Genomic DNA, 24,958 nt, shown 5'->3' with positions numbered 1-24,958 from the left:
CTCTCCCGAAACCGGCATTCCGCAACCCCTGAAACGCAGCATCGCTCTCCCGCCGCCCAAGCCGATGGCCAAGGCGGAAACCTACAGCGTCATCGTCACCAACGTTCCCGCGCAGGAAATCCTGTTCGCCCTGGCGCGCGACGCGAAAATCAACCTGGACATCCATCCCGGCATCCAGGGCACCGTCACCCTGAACGCGCTCGACCAGACCCTGCCGCAAATCCTGACGCGCATCGCGAGACAGATCGACATGCGCTACGAACTGAACAACGGCAACCTGACCGTGATGCCGGACACACCCTATCTGCACCATTACAAGATCGACTATGTGAACATGACGCGCGACACCGAAGGAACGATGTCTAACGCAACGCAAGTTGGCTCCTATTCGTCCGGCAGTGCCACCGTGACAGGTAGCTCCGCCAGCAATAATTCATCGCTTACTATCAAAAACAAATCTAACAACCGGTTCTGGGAGACCCTGATCCAGAACATCAAGGACATCCTGCACGAAACTGACAAGATCCTGCCGGATGGCTCCAGCGAAACCGTCGTCCAGCAGGTGAGCGCGGCCAGCAGCACCGGCACCGGGATGCAAGCGGCCGGCAATAAAAAAACCTCGCCCAAGGGCGGAATTGAAAACAGCCCGGCTCCGGTAAGCATCCAGGAAGGCGGCACCACCATCACGCGGCGCAACACCTTCCGCGAAGCCGCCTCGGTCATCGCCAACCCGGAGAACGGCATCATCACCGTGCGCGCCACCGGCAAGCAGCATGAAAAAATCCAGGAATTCGTCGATCAGATCATGGCCAACGCCCGCCGGCAGGTGCTGATCGAAGCCACCGTGGTGGAAGTAGAATTGAGTGACCAATACCAGCAGGGCATCGACTGGTCTGCATCCCATCTTGGCGGCAAGGGCTTCACGTTAAATCAAAAGGCGACCGAAGCTACAGCGGGTGTTTTGCGTGCCGCCCAGACCGGCAACATGTTCACCCTGGGATATCTCAACCAAGCTTCAAAATTTGGCAGTCTGTCTGCGAATATTTCCCTGCTGGAATCGTTCGGCAAAGTCAAGGTGCTCTCCAGCCCCAAACTCAGCGTGTTAAACAACCAGACTGCCATACTGCGCGTAGTAGATAATTTAGTGTATTTTGTTATTAATGTCACAACTACGGCGCCTACTGCAACCAGCTCGGCATTCAGCACATATTCAACCACCCCCAACACTGTACCGATTGGCTTCACCATGAGTGTGACGCCCCAAATAAATGATAGCGACACGGTACAAATCAATTTGCATCCATCAATTTCGCGCTTAGTTGGCTATGTTAACGATCCGAATCCAAGTTTAGCCCTAGCAACACCGCCTGTGGTAAGCCATATTCCGATCACCTCGACGCGCGAGATGGAATCGATACTGAAGATCGAAAGCAACCAGATCGCGGTGATGGGAGGGCTGATGCAGGACGAGGCAAGCACCAATACCGACGCCATTCCCGGCCTGTCCAGCATCCCTGGAGCGGGCAGCCTGTTCAAGAACCGCAACGACACTTCGAGGAAGACCGAGTTGGTCATCTTCCTGCGCCCGGTAGTCATCAAGGAGGCTAGCATAACTGGCGATTTCAGCGCCTACCGGAATACCCTGCCGGACGAAAATTTCTTCAAAGAACCGGCCAAGCCTTGAGGAACCTATGAGCCTGCTCCTGGATGCCCGCAAAAAGTCGCTGCAAGCCACGCAGCCGGGAACCGGCACAGGCACGGAAACGGCCACCCCGCAGGCCGCAGACCAGACGCGCAGTACCAGACAGAAGCTGTTCACCGCAAAGTCCCTGTTCCCGATCCCCGGCGGTGCGCTGCCCAACCGCAATCTGCTCTACGCCCTGGGCGGCACGATCCTGCTGCTTGTCGGCGGCATGATTTATCTCTGGTATCTGGATTCCACGAGCCACACGACACCTCCCCGCCCCATCAGCGCGCCGCCCGCCCCACCGGCCCACCAAACGCCGCCCACCGCCGCAACGGAGCCCGCAATCCCGCATGAGCCGACTGCGGCAGGCAACGGGCCGACTCCCGCAGCCCCCCCCCCGGAGCAGAACGGCTCGCTGCCACTCCACCGGCAAAGGGCGCTCCCGCCGCCGAGCCGCAATCGCGCATCCGCGCCCCGGCGCGCCAGGAGCCCATCCGCATCGAGCCGAAGAAAATCGAGCCGGTCGATGCACTGCTCAGCGACGCCTATCTCGCCTATGGCAATGGCAGGCTGGACGAAGCCCGGCGGCTGTACCTGAGCAGGCTCGAAAGGGATGCGCGCAATCCCGATGTGCTGCTCGGGCTGGCGGCCATCGCCCAGCAGCGCGGGGAAACCAGAGAGGCGGCGCAATATTTCGGCCGGGTGCTGGTGCTGGACCCGCGCAATGCGGCGGCAAATGCCGGAATGTCCGCGCTGAGCACCGACGACGATTACAGCGAGAGCCGCCTGAAAATCCTGCTCCGCGAGCAAGGCAACTCGGCCGTGCTGCATTTTGCGCTGGGCAACCTCTATGCCGGGCAATCGCGCTGGGGCGAGGCGCAGCAGGCCTATTTCAACGCCTATACGCTGGAACCCGGCAATGCCGAATACGCCTTCAATCTCGCGGTTAGCCTCGACCATCTCGGACAGAAAAAACCGGCTGCGCAGCATTACCAGCGCGCCATGCAGCTCGACCCGTCGCACAGCGCCGGTTTCGACCACTCCCGGATTTCGCAACGCGCACAGGAATTGGCGCGTTAACCGCCATGCCGAAAATCCAGAAAATGGAAAACCAACTCCAGCAGCCACTGGGGCGCATCCTCGTCGAGAAGGGCGTGATCAGCGACGACCAGTTGCGCATCGCCCTGCAAGAACAGAGCAAATCGCATGAGCCGCTCGGCCGCCTGCTGGTGCGCCTGGGGTTCCTCTCCGAAGCCACCATCCGCGATGTGCTATCGGAAAACCTCGGGCAGGAAAGCGTCGACCTCACTGCCGTCATCATCGATCCCGCCGCGCTGGCGTTCATCCCCAAAGACGTCGCGCGGCGCTACCAGCTGGTGCCGCTGTCGGTGGACAAGACCGGCCGCACCCTGACCCTGGCGGTCGCCGACCCGGACAACATCATCGCGCTCGACCAGGTGCGCGCGCTGCTCAAGGACGAGTACCGGCTGATCACCCAGCTCGCGAGCGAATCCGACATCCTGCGCGCGATCGACCAGTACTACGGCTTCGAGCTTTCCATCGACGGCATCCTGCACGAGATCGAGCCGGGCGAGATGGAATACCAGGCGCTGCAGCCCGGCGTAAACGAATTCAGCCAGCCGGTGGTGCGCCTGATCGACGCGCTGCTCACCGAGGCGGTGCAACACAGCGTTTCCGACATCCACTTCGAGCCGGAAAGCAGTTTCCTGCGCATCCGCTACCGCATTGACGGCGTGCTGCGCCAAGTGCGCAGCCTGCACAAGAGCTATTGGCCCGCGATGGTGGTGCGCCTCAAGGTGATGAGCAACATGAACATCGCCGAGACGCGCGCGCCGCAGGACGGGCGCATCTCGCTACGCCTGTCCGGCCGCCAGATCGACTTCCGTGTAGCCTCGCACCCCACCACGTACGGCGAGAACATGGTGCTGCGCATTCTCGACCGGCAGAAAGGCATCGTGCCGCTCGACCAGATCGGCCTCGATGATGCCGCCCTCAACCTGCTCAAGATGATCATCGCCAAGCCGGAAGGCATCGTGCTGGTCACCGGCCCGACCGGCAGCGGCAAGACCACCACGCTGTACTCGGTGCTGAACCACATCAACACCGAATCGATCAACATCATGACCCTGGAAGATCCGGTGGAATACCCGATCGCCATGATCCGCCAGACCTCGATCAACGAGTCCGTCAAGCTGGATTTCGCCAACGGCATCCGCTCGATGATGCGCCAGGATCCGGACGTCATCCTGGTCGGCGAGATCCGCGACCATCCGACCGCCGAAATGGCGTTCCGCGCCGCGATGACCGGCCATCAGGTCTATTCGACGCTACACACCAATTCGGCCATAGGCGCGATCCCGCGCCTCCTCGATATCGGCATCCTGCCAGACATCATGGCCGGCAACATCATCGGCATCGTGGCGCAACGCCTGGTGCGCGTGCTGTGCAGGGAATGCAAATACCCTTACCAGCCGGATGCGCTGGAGCGCAAGCTGCTGGGCATCGCTGCCGACCAGGACATCGCCCTGTACCGCGCCGCCGGTTGCGAAGCCTGCAATCACCAGGGCTATCACGGGCGCATGGCCATCATGGAGCTGCTGAAGATGGATCACGACCTGGACGACCTGGTCGCTTCCCGCGCCAGCACCAGCAAGATCAAGGAAGCCTTGCTTGCCAAGGGATTCCAGCCACTGGCTATCGACGGCATCCGGCGCATCATGCAGGGCGTTACCTCGCTGGCCGAAGTCAGCCGCGTGGTGGATCTGACCGACCGGTTGAGTTGACATGGCGCTCTATTCCTACCGCGCCATCAACGAGCGCGGCAAAACCACCAAAGGCATCCAGGATGCGGCCAATGTCGTGGATCTGGAGTTGCGCCTGAAGCGCGGTGGCCTCGACCTGATCGATGCCAGGGAAGACCGCGGCAAAACCGGCATGAGGCGCATCAGGGTCAAACGCCCCGAGCTCATCACCTTCTTCTTCAACCTCGAACAGCTCACCCACGCCGGCGTACCCTTGCTGGAAAGCCTTGCCGATCTGCGCGACACCATGACCGACATGCACTTCCGGGAAATCATCGCCAACCTCGTCGAGACCATCGAAGGCGGCAAAAAACTTTCCCAGGCCATGGAACAGCATCCCGATGCGTTCGACAGGATATACATCAGCCTCGTCCATGCCGGCGAGGAAAGCGGGCGCCTGCCGGAAGTGTTCCTGCACATCACCGAATCGCTGAAGTGGCAGGACGAAATGGCGTCGCATACCAAGACCATCATGCTCTACCCGGCCTTCGTCGGCACGGTCGTGGTGGCGATCACCTTTTTCCTGATGATCTACCTGGTGCCGCAACTGGTCGGCTTCATCAAGAGCACAGGGCAGGAAATCCCGATCCAGACACGCATGCTGCTGGCCACATCGGCATTCTTCGTGAATTACTGGTATGCGCTTGCCGCCCTGCCCGTGATCCTGCCAGTCGCAGCCAGGCTGATCGTCGCCTCCAGTCCGGAGATGCAGTTCCGGCTCGACAACCTGAAGCTCAACCTCTGGGTGATCGGCCCGATCCTGCGCAAGATCATCCTGGCTCGCTTTGCCAACACCTTTGCGATGATGTACAGCTCCGGCATCAGCATCCTCAACTGCATCGTCAATTCTCGCGATGTGGTCAACAACCGCGTGATCGTAAAAAGCCTGGACGATATCGTCCGCGAAATCGAATCCGGCAAGAACCTCACCCAAAGCTTCCAGCAAACCGATATCTTCCCGCCGCTGATAATACGCATGCTCAAAGTGGGTGAATCGACCGGCTCGCTGGATAAGGCATTGCTCAATGTCAGCTATTTCTACGACCGCGACGTGAAGGACTCCATCAATAAAATCCAGTCCCTGATCGAACCGACCATGACCATCATCCTCGGCGCATTGCTCGGCTGGGTCATGCTGTCGGTGCTGGCGCCGATCTACGACATCATCAGCAAGGTGCAATTCTGATGCAGCTGCTGCTATTCCTGAGCGCCAACCACCTCCATGCGCAGGTCATGGCGCACGGAAATATCTCCGCCCAGCACGAATTCACGGCCTCGCCGGAAGGTCAGGCGAACTTCGCCGCCTTCCTGCAGGAGGCAAAGCACCCGACCTATCTGCTGGTCGATCTGATCGAAGAGGATTTTCGCCAGGAAACCGTCCCGCACATGATCGGGCGCAGCCGCAGCGCGCTGCTGGAGCGCAAATTCGAACAGTTCTATCGCAGCACTCCGTTCCGCGAGGCCACCCTGCTGCAGCGGCAAAAGACCGGGCGGCGTGACGACGACATGCTGTTCTCGGCGCTGACCAACCCGGCGCTCATCAAGCCCTGGCTGGACATCATGCTGGCGCAGCAGATCCCGCTCGCCGGAATCTATTCCGTGCCGCAGATCAGTTCACCGCTGGTCAAGGATCACCCATCGAACCACCTGTTGCTGATTTCCTGGGAAAAATCCGCCGGCTTGCGCCAGACCTATTTCATCAATCACCGCCTGCAAATATCCCGGCTGACCCCCCTGCGCTCCGGCATGACCTTCCAGAATGCCGTGGTCGAAGAACTTACCCGCACCTACCAGTATCTGAAGAGCCTGAGCCTGCTCCCGCCCGGGCAGACGCTCGATGTACGCCTGCTGGGTCATGGCCGTGACCTGCTCGAACTGCAACTGGAATTACCGAGAAGCGCGGACATGCACTATGACTTCGCCGACCTCGCGGACATCGCCAGCCAGCACAGAATCGACTACCGCTTCGACGACTCGGACGCCACCCAGGTATTCCTGCACCAGCTCGCGGTACAGCCACCGCAGGCCCATTATGCGAACGCGACCCATACCCACTACTTCACGTTGTGGCAATTAAGGCACGTGCTCAACCTGGCCAGCGCCACGCTGCTGTTCGGCATGCTGCTCTGGGGAACGGCAAATTTGTGGCAAAGCCGCCGCGATGCCGTGGAAGCCGCATCGCTCAGAACCGCGGCGCAACGCACGCTGGAAGTAGCGCAGAATATTACCCACACCTTCCCGAGCACCTACGCCCCCGCGGCCGACATGAAGGCCGGGGTATCCATCATGCGCGTGCTCAATCGGTATGATTCCACGCCAGACCATATTTTGCTCCCGGTCAGCGCGGCACTTGACCGCCACCCGCAGGTTCAACTCGACGAACTTTCCTGGCGAATGGATGCGGCCGAGCCGGTTGCCCCCAATACACTCGCCGATGTTCCCGCCCAGGTCATCACCCTCAAGGGGCACCTGACCGGTTTCGCAGCCGACTACCGCGCCGCGCTGAATTACCTGGAACACTTCCAGCGCGACCTGGCCGCGCAGGGATACCAGGTGACGATGCTGGCCAGACCGCTTGATGTCAGCCCGGGCGGCAGCATTGCCGACCAGCGCGAAACATCGGCAAATGCGCTCAATTTCTCCCTGAAAATCTCCCGGAGGCCGACAGCATGAAATTCTCCACGTCGGACTTTCCGCTGATGCGCCGGAGCATCCTGACAGTTTGCGCCGCAGCCCTCGTCAGCACGATTATCCTGTACAGCAGCACCGAATATGCGGAAAGCGCGCGAAACGACCGGCGTAACGCGCAAAACATGCTCAACGACGCGCGCAACCGTCTGGCGACCGCCCATCAAGACCAGGAGAACATGGCGATTTACCCCACCGAATATGGCGCGCTTATCGAGCAGAAAATCATCGGCGACGACCAGCGCCTCGACTGGATAGAAGGCCTGGAAAAAATCCGCCAGAAAAACCTGGTGGCGGATTTCCGCTACAGCATCGCCCCGCAAAAAATCCATGCCCCCCAGCCGCCGGTCGACAGTGGCAACTTCGACATCGGCTACAGCGAAATGAAACTCCAGTTCGACCTGCTCCATGAGGGGCAGCTCCTGAGTTTCTTCGATGCGCTGCGCACCGGCATCAAGGGCAAATATCAACTGGATGGCTGCACGCTGCAACGCATCGGCGCCGACAGCGAGAGTGGACAAACCACTGCAACCCCGCTCAAAGCCGACTGCAGCGGCGGCTGGATTACGCTGAAAAACCGGAACGCTCCCAAATGAAGCCAGCACTCGGAACAGGCCTGATTTTCCTGGCGCTTGCGGCGGCCACAGCGGCCAACGCGGAAGGGCTGGGGAGGCTGTTTTTCACCCCGGAACAGCGCGCGCAACTCGAATACAACCAACCGCAGGATGAAGCCCAGCCGGGCAGCGCCCGCACGCTGACCATCAACGGTGTCGTACAGAAGCGCGGCGGCGAACGCACCGTCTGGATCAACGGCGTGCCGCAGCCGGCCGGCAAGAGCGACGAGCGCTCGCCGGAAAGCGTGCCCGTCGCCGTTCCGGGACAATCGGAACCAGTCAAGGCAAAGGTCGGGCAAAGGGTGCTTGTCGCCCCGGCGTCCGCGGAGAAATAAGGCCCCATGCGCCAGCACCGCCCTGCCGGAGCAAAACAGTGCGGCGCCGTGCTGATCGTAATGCTGGTGATTATGGTGATGGGGGTTGTTGCCATACTGGCCAGATCAATGAGCAGCACTGCATTGCAAATCGAGCGCAACAGAGTTACTGCCGATGCCTTGGCGCAGGCCAAGGAGGCCCTAATTGGATTTTCTGTCTCGGTGAACCTTAGCTCCGGCAAGCGGCCAGGCGATCTTCCCTGCCCCGACACAGACAATGACGGCATTCCAGGGGATACCACCTATACGACCTGCAACCTGCAATCCCAGCGAATCGGCCGCTTGCCATGGAAAACGCTGGGCTTGCCCGATTTGCGCGACGGCAATGGGGAACGGCTGTGGTATGCAGTCTCTACCAACTTCAAGAACAGCACGCGTAGCGGCACCTTGAACAGCGATAGCCCCGGCACCATCACGGTTCGCAGCCCCGATGGCAACGTAATTTACGATGCCGCCCAGGGTAATGGCGTGGCAGCCGTCGTCATCGCGCCCGGCGATATCTTGCAGCGGCAAGACGGCATCCAGCAAGACCGCGGCAGCGCAGGCATCAACACCGCCCGCAACTACCTGGATATCGCCAATGGCATAGACAATGCCAGCTTCACCGACAATACAACCAACGGTTTCATACAGGGCCGCATCAGGGATGGCAATGACAACCTCATCGTCAACGACCAACTGCTGGTCATCACGCAGGACAACATCATGCAGGCCGCCCAGAAGCGCGTGGCTGCCGAGGTAAGGCAATGCCTTAATGAATACGCCAGCAACTCCCAAAACAACGGCCGTTATCCTTGGGCGGCAAGACTCGACTCGACCAATCCCGTCAGCTACAACGACCGCAGCAATCGGATGTTTGGGCGCATCCCGGACACGCCTTTCGATAGCACAAAATATGATAGCAACTACCACATGGATGATAGCTGGACAGGCAACTGCAACATCAACTCCAACTCTGGTTGGTGGCTGAACTGGAAAGAAATGGTGTTTTACGGGCTGGCCGATGCCTACAAACCAGAATGGTATTGGTGGTGGAATCCGGCCTGCCCGACCTGCCTCAGCGTCAACCCGCCTTCTGCAACGGCGGACAAGAAATTCGTCGTGATTGTTGCAGGCAAAAAGCTGTCAGGACAGAGCCGCAGCACCAATTGGGACAAGGGAATTTCATCCAACTATTTGGAGGGTAGAAATGCCAATGGCGCGACACCGTTTGAGCAAAGCCCGGTTTCGGCCACCTTCAATGACACGGTAGTATTCCAATGATGAATAATACAAATTTCAACCGGACACAAACCGGATTCTCGCTGGTCGAGATGGCCATCGTGCTGGCTATCGTGGGTTTGCTGCTGGCCGGATTGCTGCCAACGATATCGAGCCAGATCGAACAGCAGCGCAGAAACGAGACCAGGAAGCAAATGGATGAAATCAAGGAAGCCCTCATCGGCTTTGCCATCATCAATGGCCGCCTGCCTTGCCCCGCTACCGCCACCGATCCGGGCGATGCCCGCTATGGCGTGGAGGACGCCAGCTGCCCAACCGGCAGCGCGGATGGTTATTTACCATGGAAAACCCTAGGGGTGCCGGAGAACGATGCATGGGGCAGCAAACGCAGCGGCATGGGCGATCCCTGGACAGGTTACTGGCGCTACAGGGTGGACCGTAATTTCACCACCGCCTTCAGCCTGACGACTCCCTTCTCTTCTACCGATTCGCTGGTTATCCAGAACAGCAGCGGCAACACCCTGACTACCACGACGGAGCGTCCCGTCGCAATCGTGTTTTCAACGGGCGCCAACCTGACCGCCGACGGTCAAAATGCAATCTATGACGGCATCTATCAAAGCGATGTTCCCAGCTCAACCTTCGATGACATGGTTATCTGGATTTCGCGCCCGCAACTGTTCAACCGCATGGTGACGGCCGGGAAACTCCCATAAAACCGCTTCACCAACCTTTTTTTTCACAATAAATCGCTCCTACGTGTAGGAGCCCGATTCATCGGGCGATGCCGGTTTATCGCTTCCTCAAGTGCCAATCGCGCAGCAAGCTGCGCTCCTACAACCAGACCGCATCCCAATGCGGGTATTCGGCAACACTTCCGGCCAAGCCGGAACGCAAGGAATTGGCTATGATGTAACGCGCAACACCGCGCACATCCTCATCGCTGCGCAATGCATGGTCGTGAAACCCGCGCTGCCAGACTTTCTGCCCGAGACCAGACGTCACTTTGGCCTTGTACAGGCGGACCGCACCGGACAAGTTGCCGTCGTTTTCGAGTTGCAGCAGCCAATGGATGTGATCCGGCATGACGACAAAAGCCAGGGTTCGCGCCTGACGCACGATATCCCGGTCATGGAAACACCGCACCGCGATTCGTGCAGTGTAAAAAGAAGCAAAGAGCGCCTTGCGCGATGCGGTAACGGCCGTCACCAGATAGGCATGTTCCGGCAAGGAAATGCGGCCTTTGCGGAGGTCTTTTCCATGCGGTTTCGCCGCATTATCCATAACGCATTTTCCTTCATGATGTGCCAATCGCGCAGCAAGCTGCGCTCCTACATGTAGGAGCCCGGTTTACCGGGCGACAGCTAAGCGCGCCGCCAGGTCGTACCTGCTGCGCTGTCCTCCAGCACGATGCCCGCATCGAGCAGCTCCTTGCGGATGCGATCGGCCTCGGCGAAGTTTTTCGCCTTCTTTGCGGCGATGCGCGCCTCGATCTGTGCATCGATCGCAGCGTCATCCAGCCCGCCCTCGCCCGCACTGCCTTGCAGGAATTGCTGCGGGTCGCGCTGCAAGAGGCCGAGCACGCCGCCCAGCGCCCTGAGTTGCGCGGCCGCTTCCACGGACTGCGTGCGGTTCACCTCGTTGGCGAGGTCGAACAGCACGGCCACCGCCTCGGGCGTGTTGAAGTCGTCATCCATCGCGGCCTTGAAGCGAGCAGCGTAGGGCGTATTCCAGTCAACCCGTTCCCCTTCGACATAACCAGCGACTTGGCTGGCGTTTGCTGCCAGCCTAGCCGAATGGCTAGTAGTTACATCAGGCTCAGGGCGAACGGCTAACGATTTGAGCGCAGTATAGAGCCGGGTGAGCGCCCCCTTCGCATCGTCGAGGTGCGCGTCGGAATAGTTCAGCGGGCTGCGGTAGTGCGCGCGCAGGATGAAGAAGCGCACCACCTCGGCATCGTATTGTTTGAGCACTTCGCGGATGGTGAAGAAGTTGCCGAGGCTCTTCGACATCTTCTCGTTGTCCACGCGCACGAAGCCGTTGTGCATCCAGTAGTTCACATACTGGCAGTGGTGCGCGCCTTCGCTCTGCGCGATCTCGTTCTCGTGGTGCGGGAACTGCAAATCCGCGCCGCCACCGTGGATGTCGAAGTGTTTGCCCAGGATTTCCGAACCCATTGCCGAACACTCGATGTGCCAGCCGGGGCGACCCTTGCCCCAAGGCGAATCCCACTTCACCTCGTCCGCCTCGCTCTCCTTCGCGCTCTTCCACAGTACGAAATCGAGCGGATCGTTCTTGCCGTCGGCCACCTCGACGCGCTCGCCGGCGCGCAAATCCTCCAGCGACTTGCCGGAGAGCTTGCCGTAGCCGACGAACTTCCTCACTGCATAATTCACGTCGCCATCCGCCGCCTTGTAGGCGAGGCCGTTCTTTTCCAGTTGCGCGATCATCGCCTGCATCTGTGGCACGTATTGGGTCGCGCGCGGCTCGTGGTCCGGGCGCAGCACGCCGAGCGCATCGGCGTCTTCGTGCATCGCGTCGATGAAGCGTGCGGTCAGGTCGTGGATGGATTCCCCATTCTCCGCCGCGCGCCGGATGATCTTGTCGTCGATGTCGGTGATGTTGCGCACGTAGGTGACGTCATAGCCGGATGCCTTGAGCCAGCGGTACACCATGTCGAACACCACCATCACGCGCGCATGCCCGAGGTGGCAGTAGTCGTACACCGTCATGCCGCACACGTACATGCGCACCTTGTTAGGCTCGATGGGCTTGAGGTCCTGCTTGTCGCGGGCGAGGGTGTTGTAGATTTTCAGCATTTTCAGTTCTTATCTGAGCCGTCATTCCGGCGCAGGCCGGAATCCAGTCAATCAATAAATCCTCCGCAACGCGGAGACAACAACTGCATTATGAATAAAACCGCTGGATTCCGGCCTGCGCCGGAATGACAATCAATTCTGTTCCTTAGCCCAGGAGTCCTTGAGCGTCACGGTGCGGTTGAACACCAGCTTCTTGCCCGGTTGATGGTCGCGGCGGTCGGTCACGAAGTAGCCGAGGCGCTCGAACTGGTAGCGCGTCTCGGGCGCGGCATCGTTCACGCAGCTTTCCACCCAGCCCTGCACCACGGTCAGCGAACCCGGATTCAGGTACGTGCAGAAATCCACCTCCCGGTCCGCGTCCGGCTCCGGCACGGTGAACAGCCGGTCGTAGAGGCGAATCTCGGCGGGCAGCGCGTGCTCGCGCGACAGGAAATGGATCACGCCCTTGACCTTGCGCCCTTCGGGGTTCTTGCCCAGCGTGTTGTGGTCGATGCTGCAGCGCAACTCGATGACCTTGCCTGACGCATCCTTCACCGCCTCGTCGCAGCGCATCACGTAGCTGTAGCGCAGCCGGACCTCGCCGCCCAGAGTGAGCCGTTGCCAACCCGGCGGAGGCGATTCGGCGAAGTCGTCGGCCTCGATGAGCAGCTCGTTGGAGAACGGCACGACGCGGCTGCCGAACTCGGGATGATTCGGATGGAACCCCGCCTCGCGCACCTGCGCGCCTTCGGCATTGGTGATCGTCACCTTCAGCGGGTTGATGATCGCCATCACGCGCGGCGCGCGCGCCTCGAGGTCTTCGCGAATCGCGCCTTCCATGATCGCCATATCGACGATGTTCTCGCTCTTGGACACGCCGATGCGCCTGGCGAATTCGCGGATGCCTTCCGGCGTGTAGCCGCGCCTTCTCATGCCCGAAATCGTGGGCATGCGCGGGTCGTCCCAGCCGCCCACATGCTTCTCGTTCACCAGTTGCAGCAGTTTGCGCTTGCTGGTGATGGTGTAGTGCAATTCGAGGCGCGAGAACTCGTACTGGCGCGGGTGGCAGGGAATGGTGATGTTGTCCAGCACCCAGTCGTACAGAGGGCGGTGGTCCTCGAACTCCAGCGTGCAGATCGAGTGGGTGATGCCTTCCAGCGCGTCGGAGATGCAGTGTGTGTAGTCGTACATCGGGTAGATGCACCACTTGTCGCCGGTGCGGATGTGGTGCGCGCGGCGGATGCGGTAGATGGCGGGATCGCGCAGGTTCATGTTGGGCGAGGCCATGTCGATCTTCGCGCGCAGCACCATGCTGCCGTCGGCGAATTCACCGGCCTTCATGCGCGCGAAGAGGTCGAGGTTTTCCTCAACGGAACGTTCGCGGCTGGGGCTGTTCCTGCCGGGCTGGGTCAGCGTGCCGCGATACTCGCGCATCTGCTCCGGCGTGAGGTCGTCCACATAGGCCAGCCCCTTGTTGATGAGCTCGACGGCGAACTCGTAGAGCCGCTCGAAATAGTCCGACGCCCAGTGCACCTCGCCATCCCACTGGAAGCCCAGCCAGCGCACGTCCTCCTGGATGGAGAGCGCGTATTCCTCACTCTCCTTCTCCGGGTTGGTGTCGTCGAAGCGCAGGTTGCATTTGCCGTGGTAATCCTGCGCCAGCCCGAAGTTCAGGCAGATCGACTTGGCGTGCCCGACGTGCAGGTAGCCGTTCGGCTCGGGCGGAAAGCGCGTGACGATGCTCTGGTGCTTGCCGCTCGCCAGATCGGCTTCAATGATGCTGCGGATGAAATTTGATGCGGCGGCAGGTGGCGTGCTGCTCATGCTGGACTCTTCTCGGTTTCGGTAGATTATCCTGCGAATTTTACCCGAAAACCCGCGCGCGAAGCGGAAGGCAGCAGGTGAATCAGGCAACAAAAAACCCGCCATGCATGCGGGTTTCATATGTTGCCTTGGGCAGTTAATCTGGTGGTGATAGGTGGACTTGAACCACCGACCCCAGCATTATGAGTGCTGTGCTCTAACCAACTGAGCTATATCACCGCGAAGAGCGCGGCATTCTCCGGATTTCGTCCTGCCTTGTCAATGCGCGCAGGCAACATCCTTAAGCTCGCTTCCGGCAAAATCCTTCTGCATTTCGGCCAGCTTGGTCGCGGTTGCGGCCTCCAACCCGTTCAGCACGAAGACGGTCGCCTTGAGTTTGCTGGCGCGCTCGCCAATCTGTGCGCTGCGCACCCCCTTGGTGCGCTGCAACTCGTCGAGAAAATGCTGCGCCGCCTCCCGCGTCCTGAACACGCCCAGCGAGATGGCGTTTATCCAGGGCGCTTCCGGCACGACGAAATACTCCTCGACGCCACGCGCCTTGAGTTGGGCGATTTTCCGGTTCACCGAGGCCTTGTCCTTCTGCGGCGGGATATACACCCAGTAGCCGATGGCGTATTCGACCTCGCGGTGGCTCAGTTTAGCGCCCAGTTGCATTGCCGTGAGGGCGGATGTCGCGCGCGCCAGGTCGGCACCCGAAAACTCGCCCCATTCCATGCAGGCGGCAGCCGGCCTGGCCGCGAGCGGCGCAGGCGCCTCCACCGGCGCCGGAGCAGGTGCCTGGACAGGTGCGGCAACCGGGGCGGAGACGGGCAATGCAGCGGCCGGCTTGCCCTGCGGCGCACTCACGAGACTGATCTTCTCCTCATGCAGCGGGGGCTGCGCCTGCACCGCCTGCTCGTCGGCGGTCAGCCGCCCGCCCCACTTCATCGCCGCGAAGAAGAGCACATTTACCAGCAATAAAATCCAGACCAATGCTTTCATCACGCGTTCGCTTCCTGTGCGATCAACAATAGACCCTGAAGAACCAGATTATCCACGATGCGCAGCGGCGCGTTAAGCCGATCCCGCAGCACCAAGGCCGCCCCGCCGCTCAGCACGACCGGCACAGCGTTGCCGCCGAGCAGCGCATGTTGCCGCTCGATCGCACCGCAACTGGCCTGCAGTGCGCCGCTGTAGAGCGCATCGGCGGTATTCAGCGGGAATGGAGCATACTCCCCTTGCGCCGCCTGCAACTGCGCGGTTGCGCCGCACAGGCTGCGCTGCATCAACTCCACACCGGGCAGGATCAGCCCGCCGATAAATTCCCCTTGGGCCGACAGGGCATCGACCGTGGTTGCCGTGCCGCTGTTCACCACGAGGCAAGCCCCGTTGACCAGATGCCAGGCCGCGATCAACGCCGCCCAGCGGTCGCTGCCCAGCTGCGCGGGGCTGGAATAACCGTTGCGCACGCCGCACTGCGCCTCCTGTGCGGCGATGAAACGGGGCTGGGCGGGCGCGCAGGCAGCGCGGATATGCTGCGCGACCTCATCCCCGGCGACATTGCTCACCCAGACTTGGCGTATGCCCTGCAGTCCGGCGAACTGGTGCGGCAGTCCGGCCGCCTGCTCGACGGGCAGGACGCCGCTGGACAGCCAGGCCTGCCCCTCAGCCACGGCCCACTTGATGCGCGTGTTGCCCACGTCGATCAGCAGTCTCATCGCATTCTTCCCGCCTCGCCGGAATTGAATTGGCGCATTCCCTCTGCGGTTTCGAGGCAGAGCTCGCCGCTCCCGCTGACCCCGCGCGCAATGCCGGTCACGGCCGAACCGTCTGCCATGCGCAGCTGGATCGGCTGGTCTTGGTGGATATGGTAGCGCTCCCATTCATCGCCGAACGCGGCAAAGCCGTCCCGCGCGAATTGCCGCAGCGCGCCGGCCAGCTCCTGCAGCACGGCGGCCAGCAGCCGGTTGCGGTCGGGCAGGCCGCGGCATATTTCATCCAGCGCGGCGGCGGGCTGGTCAATCTGATCCATGAGATTTTCCGGCAGGGAGCAATTCAGGCCGATGCCGATCACTACCGCGCTCGGGCCGAGCATATCGCCCTGAGCCTCGATAAGCACGCCGCCCAGCTTGCCCTGTTCGGCCAGGATATCGTTCGGCCATTTCAGCCCCACTCCCTGCGCGCCCAAGCCGTTCAGTGCGCGCGCAACTGCCACGCCCACCGCGAGGCTCAGGCCGGACAGCGCATTCAGCCCGCAATCGAAGCGCCACAGCAGCGAGAACGTCAGCGTGCTGCCCAGCCCGGCGTGCCAGGTCCTTCCGAGCCGCCCGCGCCCGGCGGTCTGCAGCTCCACCGCCAGCACGCTGCCGCTTGGCACATCCAGCCCGGCGCGCTGCAGCAGAAGGGTGTTGCTGGAAGCGGTCTGCGGCAGGATTTCGATATCGAACTGGGCGGCTTCCCCGCCCAGCCAGCGCAACACTTCTTCGCGTTCCAGCCGCTGCCACGGGCGCGCCAGGCGATAGCCGCGGCCGCGTATCCGCTGCAGCGCCACGCCATATTCCGCAACGCCGGCCAGCGCGTTGAACACGCTGGCGCGCGACACGCCGAGGCGTTCCGCCAGTATTTCGCCGGAATGGAATTCGCCATCCGCGAGGATATCCAGCAACTGCCAGGTGCGCGCCTGAATGAGATCTTTCGTCATTGCGGCATCCCACCATTTTGGTGCGGCCGATCGGCATCCCTTTGTGCCGGTATTTCGAGGAAACGCAGGATTTCTTCGCGCCGTTTCAATGCGTCCTGATAACCGAGTTCGATCAGCGCGCTGCAATACTTCTTCTCCGACAGGAGATAACTGACCAGGATCGACCCTCCCTGTTTCACCGCCCCGACCAAGCGCAGCAACAGGCGTATCGTCCAGGGCAATTCCGCGGCATAGCGCTCGGCGATTTTTTCGATCGGCTGGCTGGGCGAGATGACCAGCACCTCGACATGCTTCATGCCGGCTTGCACACGCACCGCTTCCGGCAGCATGGCCTCCAGTTCGTTGATGCGCTGCACCCGCTCCAGATCGACCTCCATACTGTCGAGGAAAATGCTGTTCAGCGCGTGCCCGGCAATCTGCGCCAGTGTCGGGTAGTCGCTCATATCGGCACGCGAGACCGGGCTGGCAGCGCCGTTCGTGGTGACGCCGATCACCAGGATGCGCGTTGCGCCCAGATGCAGCGCGGAACTGATCGGCGCAATCTGGCGCATCGAGCCGTCGCCGAAGTATTCGCGATTGATCAGGGTCGCCGGGAAGATGAAGGGCAGCGCCGACGAGGCCAGCAAGTGCCTGTTCTCGATCCGCGTCGGGATGCCGATGCGGCGCGTACGGTTCCACGGAACGATCTCGTCCACCCCCTGATAGAACGTGACCGACTGCCCCGACCCATAGCCGGAGGCGGTGATGCTCAGCGCGTACACCAACCCGCTGTCGATACTGTCCTGGATTTTCTCGCAGGGGAGCACCTCATCGAGAAATTCGACCAATGGTGAATTGTCCAGCAGGGATATTTGCTTGGGCCGGTTGATGCCCATGCCGTGCAGGATCAACCCGGCAAGCCACCGCGCCGAGTTGTTGAACACGCCGAGCGCATCGGTGCGATACACCTGGCTGGCGTGAAAATTCTTCCAGATATTATCGAGGTAGCGCACGCCCTTGCGGAAGCTTCGCGCATTGATCGCAAGCGCAGCGGCATTGAGCGCCCCGGCCGACGTGCCGCAGATTACCGGAAAAGGATTGTGCGCACGGCGCGGCAGGAATTCGGCTATCGCCTTGAGCACGCCGACCTGATAGGCGGCGCGCGCGCCGCCGCCGGTAAGGATTAACCCTACGCGCTTTTCCATTCGCTTCCTATTCGGCCACGGCTTTGACGGATTCGAGCGCGTCCTTCAGCGTCTCTTCCGGCAGCGCGTTCAGCGTTTCCGACAACATCTCGGCGGCATCCATCGCACCTACAGGCAAGGCTTGGGCATCGGTGTTCGCCACCAGCACTGCAGCCGCACCCACCACCTTGAGCAGGCGTGCGCGCTCGGCCATCAGCATCTCGATTTCCCTGCTCAGCAATTCAACTTCTTGTTTCTTCATGATTCACCCCGATAAACCGTCCTGACCGATTATAGCGCAGCGACTGCCCCTGCTTTCGCGGTAATCAGCCCCTGAGCGCTGCCAGCATTTTCTCCAGCCGCTTCACCGAGACAATCACCGGGGTCTTCAGCTCCTGCGCGAACAGCGATACGCGCAATTCCTGCAGCAGCCAGGCGAACTCCTCCACGCGCGGATCAGGCCTGCCCTGCTGCGCCTGACGCAGTTTCTGCAATGCCTGAGTGAGCGGCTGCATCTGCGCCATGCACTGCGCGTCGCGCGCCGGGTTGCTGCGCAGCTTCTCGATGCGCAGGCTGATCGCCTTGAGGTAGCGCGGTACATGCTGCAATCGCTCGTAGGGTGCCTCGGCGATGAAGCGTTTGTGCAGCAGCCATTCCAGTTGCGCGCGCACATCCTGATTGACCTGGGCGTTTGCTTTGAGCTGCGGCAGCGCCTTCTGCACCGCCTGATATTCGTTGAGAATGTTGCCGGCCAGCCGCGCGATTTCCTGTGCGACCAGCAGCAGGCGGTTCTTCGCTTCCTTGCCGCGCGCGGTGAACTCCGCCTCGTTTGCCGGCAGTGGGTCGTTGAGGCAGCAGCGTTCGAAGGTCAGCGCGAGGATCTGCTGCTGCAGTTCCTGCTGCGTGCCAAAGGGCATGAACAGCATGCCGATGCGCTGCGCATCGGGCAGGTTTTTTTCCAGATATTTGACCTGCTCTTTGAGCAGCAGCATGAACAGGCGGCGCAGTCCGCCGCGATGCGTGGCTTGCGCGGCATCGCGCGTGTCGAAGGCGCGCAGCACCACCGCGTCGCCGTCGTCCACCAGCGCATTGAACAGCGTCACTTTCTGCCCGGCGCGCTGCACCTCGCGCGTCTCGGCAAACGTGCCGAAACTCCATGCGGTGTAGCGCTGTTCCGCCGCGGCTGCGCCCTTCTCTTCCGCAGCCGCTGCAGCAACCGCAACGGGCACGACATGTGGCGCAAGCTCGCCATACAGTTGCGCGAAGTTGCGCGACATACCGAGCTGCCGCCCATGCTCGTCCAGCACGCGAAAATTCATCAGCAGGTGCGGCGGCAGCTGTTCGAGACGGAACGCATCCAGCGGCACATCGAGCTGCTTCTGCTCGCGGATGTAGCGCGCCAGCGCCTGCAACAGCGGCGTATTCGATGGCTGCACCTCGCGGCAGAATGCTGCCGCGAATTCCGGCACCGGCACCAGGTGGCGGCGCAGCCGCTGCGGCAGCGTCTTGACGAACTGCTGCACCTTTTCCGCGAGTAGGCCGGGCACCAGCCACTCGCAGCGCGCAGCGCTCACCTGGTTGATGAGCGCGAGCGGCACGGCAAGCGTGACGCCGTCGTCGCTCTTACTCGGCGAGAAGTGGTAGCCCAGCGCGAAGCTGACGTTGTCGATCTTCAGTTGCGGCGGGAACTGTTCGGTGGTAATGCCCGCCGCCTCGTGGCGCATCAGGTCGTCCTTCTTCAGGTAGAGCAGCTTCGCGTTCTCGCGCTCCGCCTCCTTGCGCCAGTGCTCGAACGCCGCACCATTGTGGATGTCCGACGGGATGCGGCTGTCATAGAAAGCGAAGATCAGCTCGTCATCCACCAGCACGTCTGGGCGGCGCGCCTTGTGTTCCAGCACCTCGATGTCGCGGATCAGCTTCTGGTTGTGCGCGAAGAACGGCGCCTGGGTGTTGAACTCGCCCCCGACCAGCGCCTGGCGGATGAACACCTCGCGCGACTCCTCGGGATTCATCGGCCCATAGTGCACGCGCTTCTTCGGATTGATGACCAGCCCGTAGAGCGTGCTGCGCTCGAAGGCGGCGACCTGCGCGGCCTTCTTCTCCCAGTGCGGGTCGTAATAATGCCGCTTGATCATGTGCGCGCCGGTTTCCTCCAGCCATTCCGGCTCGATGCGCGCCACGCTACGTGCATACAGGCGGTGCGTCTCGATCAGCTCGCCCGCCATCACCCATTTGCTGCCTTTCTTCGCCAGCACCGAATTGGGCGCGATGAAGAACTTGATGCCGCGCGCGCCGAGGTATTCGTTGCCCTCCACGCTCTTCATGCCGATGTTGCCGAGCAGGCCGCACAGCAGGGCCTTGTGGATCTGTTCATAACTCGCCGGCTGCTCGTTCTCGCGCATGCCCATCTCGGTGACCTGCGCGTGCAACTGCTGGTGCAGCTCGCGCCACTCGCGCAGGCGCAACGGCGAGAGGAAGTTCTGCCGGCATTCCTCCGCCAGCAGGCGGTTGGATTTCTTGTGCGCCACCGCCTGTTCGAACCATGCCCACATCTTCAGGTAAGCCAGGAAGTCGGAGCGTTCGTCGGCAAAGCGCCTGTGTGCGGCATCCGCCGCCTCCTGCCGGTCCAGCGGACGCTCGCGCGGGTCCTGCACCGACAGTGCGCTGGCGATAACGAGGATTTCGGTCAGGCAGTGATACTGCCTTCCGGCCAGCAGCAGGCGCGCGATCTTCGGGTCGAGCGGCAGCCTGGCCAGCTCCTGCCCGAGGGGAGTGAGTTGCTGCGCCTCATCGATGGCATTGAGCTCGGCGAGCAGTTGGTAGCCATCGGCGATCATGCGCGGGGTGGGCGGCTCGATGAACGGAAACTCGGAAACCTCGCCGAGCTCCAGCGAGCTCATGCGCAGGATCACGGTAGCCAGCGAGACGCGGAAAATTTCCGGGTCGGTGAATTCGGCGCGCTGCAGGAAATCCGCCTCGTCGTAGAGGCGGATACACACGCCGCTCATCACACGCCCGCATCGCCCAGCGCGCTGGTTGGCGGCGGCGCGCGAGATTTTCTCAATGTGCAACTGCTCGACCTTTTGGCGGATGCTATAGCGGTTTACCCGCGCCAGCCCGCAGTCGATCACGTAGCCGATGTTGGGCACGGTCAGCGAAGTCTCCGCGACGTTGGTCGCGAGCACGACGCGTCGCTGTGCGCCGATCTTGAATACCCGATCCTGCTCCGCCGCCGACAGCCGTGCGAACAACGACAGCACCTCGATGCCCCCGTGGCGCATGCTTGGCGGATGATGCTTGCGCAACGCCTCCGCCGTATCGCGTATCTCGCGCTCGCCGGGCAGGAACACCAGCACGTCGCCGCGCAAACCGCCTGCGGCCAGTTCGTCCAGTGCGCTGCTCACCCCCTGCGGCACGTCCTGAGCCTCACCTTCGTCGTTCACCTGCAAGGGCCGATAGCGCGTCTCGATCGGATAGCTGCGCCCCGACACCTCGACCACCGGCGCATCGAAGTGTTTGGCGAAGCGCTCCGCATCCAGTGTGGCCGAAGTGATGATGAGCTTGAGGTCGCGGCGGCGCGGCAGCAACTGCTTGAGGTAACCGAGCAGGAAGTCGATATTGAGCGAACGCTCATGGGCCTCGTCGACGATCAGCGTGTCGTAGTTTCTCAGCAGCGGATCGCTGTGAATTTCCGCCAGCAGGATACCGTCGGTCATCAGTTTGATGCTGGTGTCGGGCGACACTTTGTCGTGGAAGCGCACCTTGTAGCCGACCGCGCCGCCCAGCTCGGTCTTGAGTTCGAATGCGATGCGCGACGCCACCGAGCGTGCCGCGACGCGGCGCGGCTGGGTATGGCCGATACAGCCCAAAATACCGCGTCCCAGCGCCAGGCAGATTTTCGGCAGCTGCGTGGTCTTGCCCGAGCCGGTCTCGCCGCACACGATGACCGCCTGGTTGCCGGCGATGGCGCGCGCCAGATCCTCGCGCTTGCCCACCACCGGCAGGTCGGCGGGAAATTCGATTTCGGCGAGCGCATCGAGCCGCGCCTTGCGCCGCAAAGCACTTGCCGACAATACGGTATTCATGGATGAAGAATGTTTCATAAAAGAAAAAGGGACTCGATTTCCCGAGTCCCTTATCTTAAAGCCTGCAACCTGTATTTAAGGCTTGGCTCTCGACCAGTCTTCTCGATATCGATCCAGTTTTACTTAACCAGGAAAACAAGGACGAAGACAGCGACTACGACGAAGGCGATAGGCAACATTGTTGTAACCATTTTTAAAAACCTCAGATAATTGATGATGGGGGCGCGAACGATATCAACTGTATGTTGCAATGTCAACGTCGTGGCAGCGAGTGAAAATTGCTGAAATAACTACCCGCAAAGCCATGTCACAAGACGCTTCCGGCAATTTTCACAACAGCACAAATCCCTCTCGAGAGTGGGGTAATAGTAATGGCGTTTGCATCTGGTGCATACCAAAGTTGTAGAAAAGAAGAAGGCCTGCATTTCTGCAGGCCTTCAATTTGCTGGTGGGTCGTGTTGGACTTGAACCAACGACCAAAGGATTATGAGTCCTCTGCTCTAACCAACTGAGCTAACGACCCGTAAACGTTCAGCCTTCGCTGTCGAGGAAGCTCTTGAGCTTCTCGGAACGAGACGGGTGGCGCAGCTTGCGCAGAGCCTTGGCTTCGATCTGACGGATGCGTTCGCGAGTTACATCGAATTGCTTGCCGACTTCTTCCAGTGTGTGGTCGGTGTTCATTTCGATGCCGAAGCGCATGCGCAGCACCTTGGCCTCGCGCTGGGTCAGGCTATCGAGGATGTCCGCCGTTGCGCCGCGCAGGCTTTCATAAACTGCGGCATCAAGCGGTACGGCGGTGTTCGAGTCTTCGATGAAATCGCCCAGGTGCGAATCGTCGTCGTCGCCCACCGGCGTTTCCATGGAGATCGGTTCCTTGGCGATTTTCAGGATTTTGTGGATCTTGTCTTCCGGCATTTCCATCTTGATCGCCAAGGTCGCCACATCCGGTTCCAGACCGGTCTCCTGCATGATCTGCCGCGAGATGCGGTTCATCTTGTTGATGGTTTCGATCATGTGCACCGGAATGCGGATGGTGCGCGCTTGGTCGGCGATGGAACGGGTGATGGCCTGGCGGATCCACCAGGTTGCATAGGTCGAGAACTTGTAGCCGCGGCGGTATTCGAACTTGTCCACCGCCTTCATCAGGCCGATATTGCCTTCCTGGATCAGGTCGAGGAACTGCAGGCCGCGGTTGGTGTATTTCTTGGCGATGGAAATCACCAGGCGCAGGTTGGCCTCGATCATGTCGCGCTTGGCGCGGCGCGCCTTGGCTTCGCCGTTGGTCATCTGCTTGTTGATTTCCTTGAGGTCCTTGATCGGAATGCCGACGCGCCGCTCCAAGTCCAGAAGGTGCTGCTGCTGCTCGACGATGGCGTGCTGGTAGCGTTCCAGCGTTTCGCCGTAGGGCTTCTTCGCCTTAAGTTCCTGTGCGACCCATTGCAGGTTGTCCTCGTTGCCCGGGAATACCTTGATGAAATGCGGGCGCGGCATCTTGCCCTTGGTCACGCACATGTCCTGGATGCTGCGCTCGCAACGGCGCACTTCTTCAACCAGGCCGCGCATGGTATCGCACAGCGCATCCACCTGTTTCGCGGAGAAGCGGAAGTTCATCAGTTCGTCAGAGATACCGGACTGGAACTTGTCGTATTGCTTGCTGCGGTAGCCGTATTTTTCGTAGGCCTTGCCCATCTTGTTGAACAGGTCGGCGATCACGGTAAAACGTGCCAGCGCATCGGCCTTGAGCTGCGCCAGATTGGCTGCGGCGGCGGCGGCAGTCGCCTCTTCGTCTTCTTCCTCGTCGGAGGCATGGCTGCCGCCTTCTTCTGCGTCTTCGGCTTCTTCGTCGCCTTCGGCACCGATGACCGCTTCATCAGCGGTATCGACAAAACCGTCGATCAACTCGTCGATGCGCATCTGGTCATTTTCGATTTTGGAGGCCAGCGCCAGGATTTCGGCAATCGTCGCCGGACACGCGGAAATCGCCTGAATCATGTGCTTCAGGCCTTCCTCGATGCGCTTGGCAATCTCGATTTCCTTCTCACGGGTGAGCAACTCGACCGTGCCCATTTCGCGCATGTACATGCGCACCGGGTCGGTGGTACGGCCGAACTCCGAGTCCACGGTGGACAGTGCAGCCTCCGCCTCCTCGGCGGCGTCCTCGTCGGCCGCCACGGGCGCGGCATCCGTCATGATCAGCGTTTCGGCATCGGGGGCGACATCGCACACCGTGATGCCCATGTCGTTGATCATGCTCACCACGCCTTCGATCTGCTCGACTTCGAGCATATCCGGCAAATGGTCGTTAATCTCCGCATAGGTCAGGTAGCCGCGCTCCTTGCCCAGCACAATCAGGGCTTTGAGGCGCGTGCGCCGTGCCTCGATGTCCTGCTGCTGGTCAACGACCGGCTGCGGAATATCGACAGCTTGCTTCTTGTCCTGTTTTTTCTTGTCTTTAGGCTTCGCCATATGTCAGGTTCCTAATTACGTAAATGCCGCACAGAAACGGTGGATTATACCCGATTTCATCAACCATTTCTTAAGCTTGTGAGGCCGGAACTCCAGCCAATTAGCCGATAGGACAGCTTTAGCGAAGGCCGGTTCTAACACGTGACATGCCAACTTTCGCGGATAAGCGTACCGGATGCCCATTTAGCCGATAGAAAACAGTCTCTCCTTGCGGTGCAAGAAGCTCGCTTCGGGAACATGCTGTCACTGCGTTCGAGCAGGTCAGGCGTAAACCGCCAAAACAAAAAACCCGGCACGAGGCCGGGTTATTTGTTTGTAAGGAGTCTGACGATGACCTACTTTCACATGGGAATCCACACTATCATCGGCGCGGAGTCGTTTCACTGTCCTGTTCGGGATGGGAAGGAGTGGGACCAACTCGCTATGGTCGTCAGACAAACTGTTCGGTATTCGACGGTGTTCTGTCGCCTACCCTGTCTGTAGTTCTCCGATTGAGTTTTGACGCTCGTTCGTCGAACCGTATCTGGAAGAAGTAA

At 60.8% G+C, this 24,958-nt stretch carries 20 protein-coding genes, 2 tRNA genes and 1 rRNA gene; 10 read left to right on the top strand and 13 right to left on the bottom strand.

Annotation, left to right across the window (positions count from 1 at the left end):
* Positions 1 to 64 precede the first annotated feature (64 nt).
* The 10 genes from mshL to ACRRNM_RS11995 are packed head-to-tail and all read left to right on the top strand — an operon-like array spanning position 65 to position 10,122.
* The gene (mshL, locus tag ACRRNM_RS12040; protein ID WP_435628436.1) at positions 65 to 1,684 is read left to right on the top strand and encodes a pilus (MSHA type) biogenesis protein MshL; all 1,620 of its coding nucleotides are present in this window, start codon (positions 65 to 67) and stop codon (positions 1,682 to 1,684) included.
* Positions 1,685 to 1,691: 7 nt separating this feature from the next.
* Complete coding sequence (locus tag ACRRNM_RS12035) at positions 1,692 to 2,285, top strand: hypothetical protein (protein ID WP_435628435.1); 594 nt, start codon at positions 1,692 to 1,694, stop codon at positions 2,283 to 2,285.
* Complete coding sequence (locus ACRRNM_RS12030) at positions 2,180 to 2,767, top strand: tetratricopeptide repeat protein (RefSeq protein ID WP_435628692.1); 588 nt, start codon at positions 2,180 to 2,182, stop codon at positions 2,765 to 2,767. The genes ACRRNM_RS12035 and ACRRNM_RS12030 overlap by 106 nt, the downstream gene beginning before the upstream one ends.
* 23 nt (positions 2,768 to 2,790) lie before the next feature.
* On the top strand, positions 2,791 to 4,491 hold the full coding sequence (locus ACRRNM_RS12025; RefSeq protein WP_435628434.1) for a GspE/PulE family protein: 1,701 nt from the start codon (positions 2,791 to 2,793) through the stop codon (positions 4,489 to 4,491).
* Position 4,492: 1 nt separating this feature from the next.
* Complete coding sequence (locus ACRRNM_RS12020) at positions 4,493 to 5,695, top strand: type II secretion system F family protein (RefSeq protein ID WP_435628433.1); 1,203 nt, start codon at positions 4,493 to 4,495, stop codon at positions 5,693 to 5,695.
* Positions 5,695 to 7,182: a hypothetical protein gene (locus ACRRNM_RS12015; RefSeq protein ID WP_435628432.1), complete on the top strand. Its 1,488-nt coding sequence runs from the start codon at positions 5,695 to 5,697 to the stop codon at positions 7,180 to 7,182. Before ACRRNM_RS12020 ends, ACRRNM_RS12015 begins: the two co-directional genes overlap by 1 nt.
* On the top strand, positions 7,179 to 7,793 hold the full coding sequence (locus tag ACRRNM_RS12010) for a hypothetical protein (RefSeq protein WP_435628431.1): 615 nt from the start codon (positions 7,179 to 7,181) through the stop codon (positions 7,791 to 7,793). The genes ACRRNM_RS12015 and ACRRNM_RS12010 overlap by 4 nt, the downstream gene beginning before the upstream one ends.
* Positions 7,790 to 8,146 carry a hypothetical protein gene (locus ACRRNM_RS12005; RefSeq protein WP_435628430.1) on the top strand — a complete coding sequence of 119 codons (357 nt, stop codon included), beginning with the start codon at positions 7,790 to 7,792 and terminating at the stop codon, positions 8,144 to 8,146. Before ACRRNM_RS12010 ends, ACRRNM_RS12005 begins: the two co-directional genes overlap by 4 nt.
* Before the next feature lie 6 nt (positions 8,147 to 8,152).
* Positions 8,153 to 9,448: a hypothetical protein gene (locus ACRRNM_RS12000; RefSeq protein ID WP_435628429.1), complete on the top strand. Its 1,296-nt coding sequence runs from the start codon at positions 8,153 to 8,155 to the stop codon at positions 9,446 to 9,448.
* Positions 9,445 to 10,122, top strand: coding sequence for a type II secretion system protein (locus tag ACRRNM_RS11995; protein WP_435628428.1), 678 nt, complete (start codon positions 9,445 to 9,447; stop codon positions 10,120 to 10,122). Before ACRRNM_RS12000 ends, ACRRNM_RS11995 begins: the two co-directional genes overlap by 4 nt.
* A 118-nt stretch (positions 10,123 to 10,240) precedes the next feature.
* Here ACRRNM_RS11995 and ACRRNM_RS11990 read toward each other — a convergent pair whose 3' ends face one another.
* From ACRRNM_RS11990 to rrf, 13 genes are all read right to left on the bottom strand, one after another.
* On the bottom strand, positions 10,241 to 10,690 hold the full coding sequence (locus ACRRNM_RS11990) for an REP-associated tyrosine transposase (RefSeq protein ID WP_435628427.1): 450 nt from the start codon (positions 10,688 to 10,690) through the stop codon (positions 10,241 to 10,243).
* A gap of 80 nt (positions 10,691 to 10,770) precedes the next feature.
* Complete coding sequence (gene cysS / locus ACRRNM_RS11985) at positions 10,771 to 12,225, bottom strand: cysteine--tRNA ligase (protein WP_435628426.1); 1,455 nt, start codon at positions 12,223 to 12,225, stop codon at positions 10,771 to 10,773.
* A gap of 132 nt (positions 12,226 to 12,357) precedes the next feature.
* A complete protein-coding gene (locus ACRRNM_RS11980) occupies positions 12,358 to 14,028 on the bottom strand; it encodes a glutamine--tRNA ligase/YqeY domain fusion protein (protein WP_435628425.1) in 1,671 nt (556 codons plus the stop codon).
* Positions 14,029 to 14,170: 142 nt separating this feature from the next.
* Positions 14,171 to 14,247, bottom strand: a tRNA-Met gene (locus ACRRNM_RS11975).
* Between the two features lie 39 nt (positions 14,248 to 14,286).
* Entirely contained in the window at positions 14,287 to 15,009 is a 723-nt protein-coding gene (locus ACRRNM_RS11970) for an SPOR domain-containing protein (RefSeq protein WP_435628691.1), read from the bottom strand.
* On the bottom strand, positions 15,009 to 15,725 hold the full coding sequence (locus ACRRNM_RS11965; RefSeq protein WP_435628424.1) for a type III pantothenate kinase: 717 nt from the start codon (positions 15,723 to 15,725) through the stop codon (positions 15,009 to 15,011). Before ACRRNM_RS11965 ends, ACRRNM_RS11970 begins: the two co-directional genes overlap by 1 nt.
* A complete protein-coding gene (locus ACRRNM_RS11960; protein WP_435628423.1) occupies positions 15,722 to 16,708 on the bottom strand; it encodes a biotin--[acetyl-CoA-carboxylase] ligase in 987 nt (328 codons plus the stop codon). The genes ACRRNM_RS11965 and ACRRNM_RS11960 overlap by 4 nt, the downstream gene beginning before the upstream one ends.
* Complete coding sequence (locus tag ACRRNM_RS11955) at positions 16,705 to 17,892, bottom strand: patatin-like phospholipase family protein (protein ID WP_435628422.1); 1,188 nt, start codon at positions 17,890 to 17,892, stop codon at positions 16,705 to 16,707. The genes ACRRNM_RS11960 and ACRRNM_RS11955 overlap by 4 nt, the downstream gene beginning before the upstream one ends.
* Positions 17,893 to 17,899: 7 nt before the next feature.
* Entirely contained in the window at positions 17,900 to 18,133 is a 234-nt protein-coding gene (locus ACRRNM_RS11950; protein ID WP_435628421.1) for a hypothetical protein, read from the bottom strand.
* A gap of 64 nt (positions 18,134 to 18,197) precedes the next feature.
* On the bottom strand, positions 18,198 to 21,956 hold the full coding sequence (gene hrpA / locus ACRRNM_RS11945; protein WP_435628420.1) for an ATP-dependent RNA helicase HrpA: 3,759 nt from the start codon (positions 21,954 to 21,956) through the stop codon (positions 18,198 to 18,200).
* 446 nt (positions 21,957 to 22,402) lie between these two features.
* Positions 22,403 to 22,479: transfer RNA gene (locus ACRRNM_RS11940), tRNA-Ile, on the bottom strand.
* 8 nt (positions 22,480 to 22,487) lie between these two features.
* Positions 22,488 to 24,422: an RNA polymerase sigma factor RpoD gene (gene rpoD, locus ACRRNM_RS11935; RefSeq protein ID WP_435628419.1), complete on the bottom strand. Its 1,935-nt coding sequence runs from the start codon at positions 24,420 to 24,422 to the stop codon at positions 22,488 to 22,490.
* Positions 24,423 to 24,744: 322 nt separating this feature from the next.
* A 5S ribosomal RNA gene (rrf, locus tag ACRRNM_RS11930) occupies positions 24,745 to 24,857 on the bottom strand.
* Between the last annotated feature and the right edge of the window lie 101 nt (positions 24,858 to 24,958).

The organism is Ferrigenium straubiae (genome assembly GCF_051257895.1).
Taxonomy (GTDB): Bacteria; Pseudomonadota; Gammaproteobacteria; order Burkholderiales; family Gallionellaceae; genus Gallionella; species Gallionella straubiae.
This window is presented reverse-complemented; position numbering and strand designations above follow the sequence as displayed.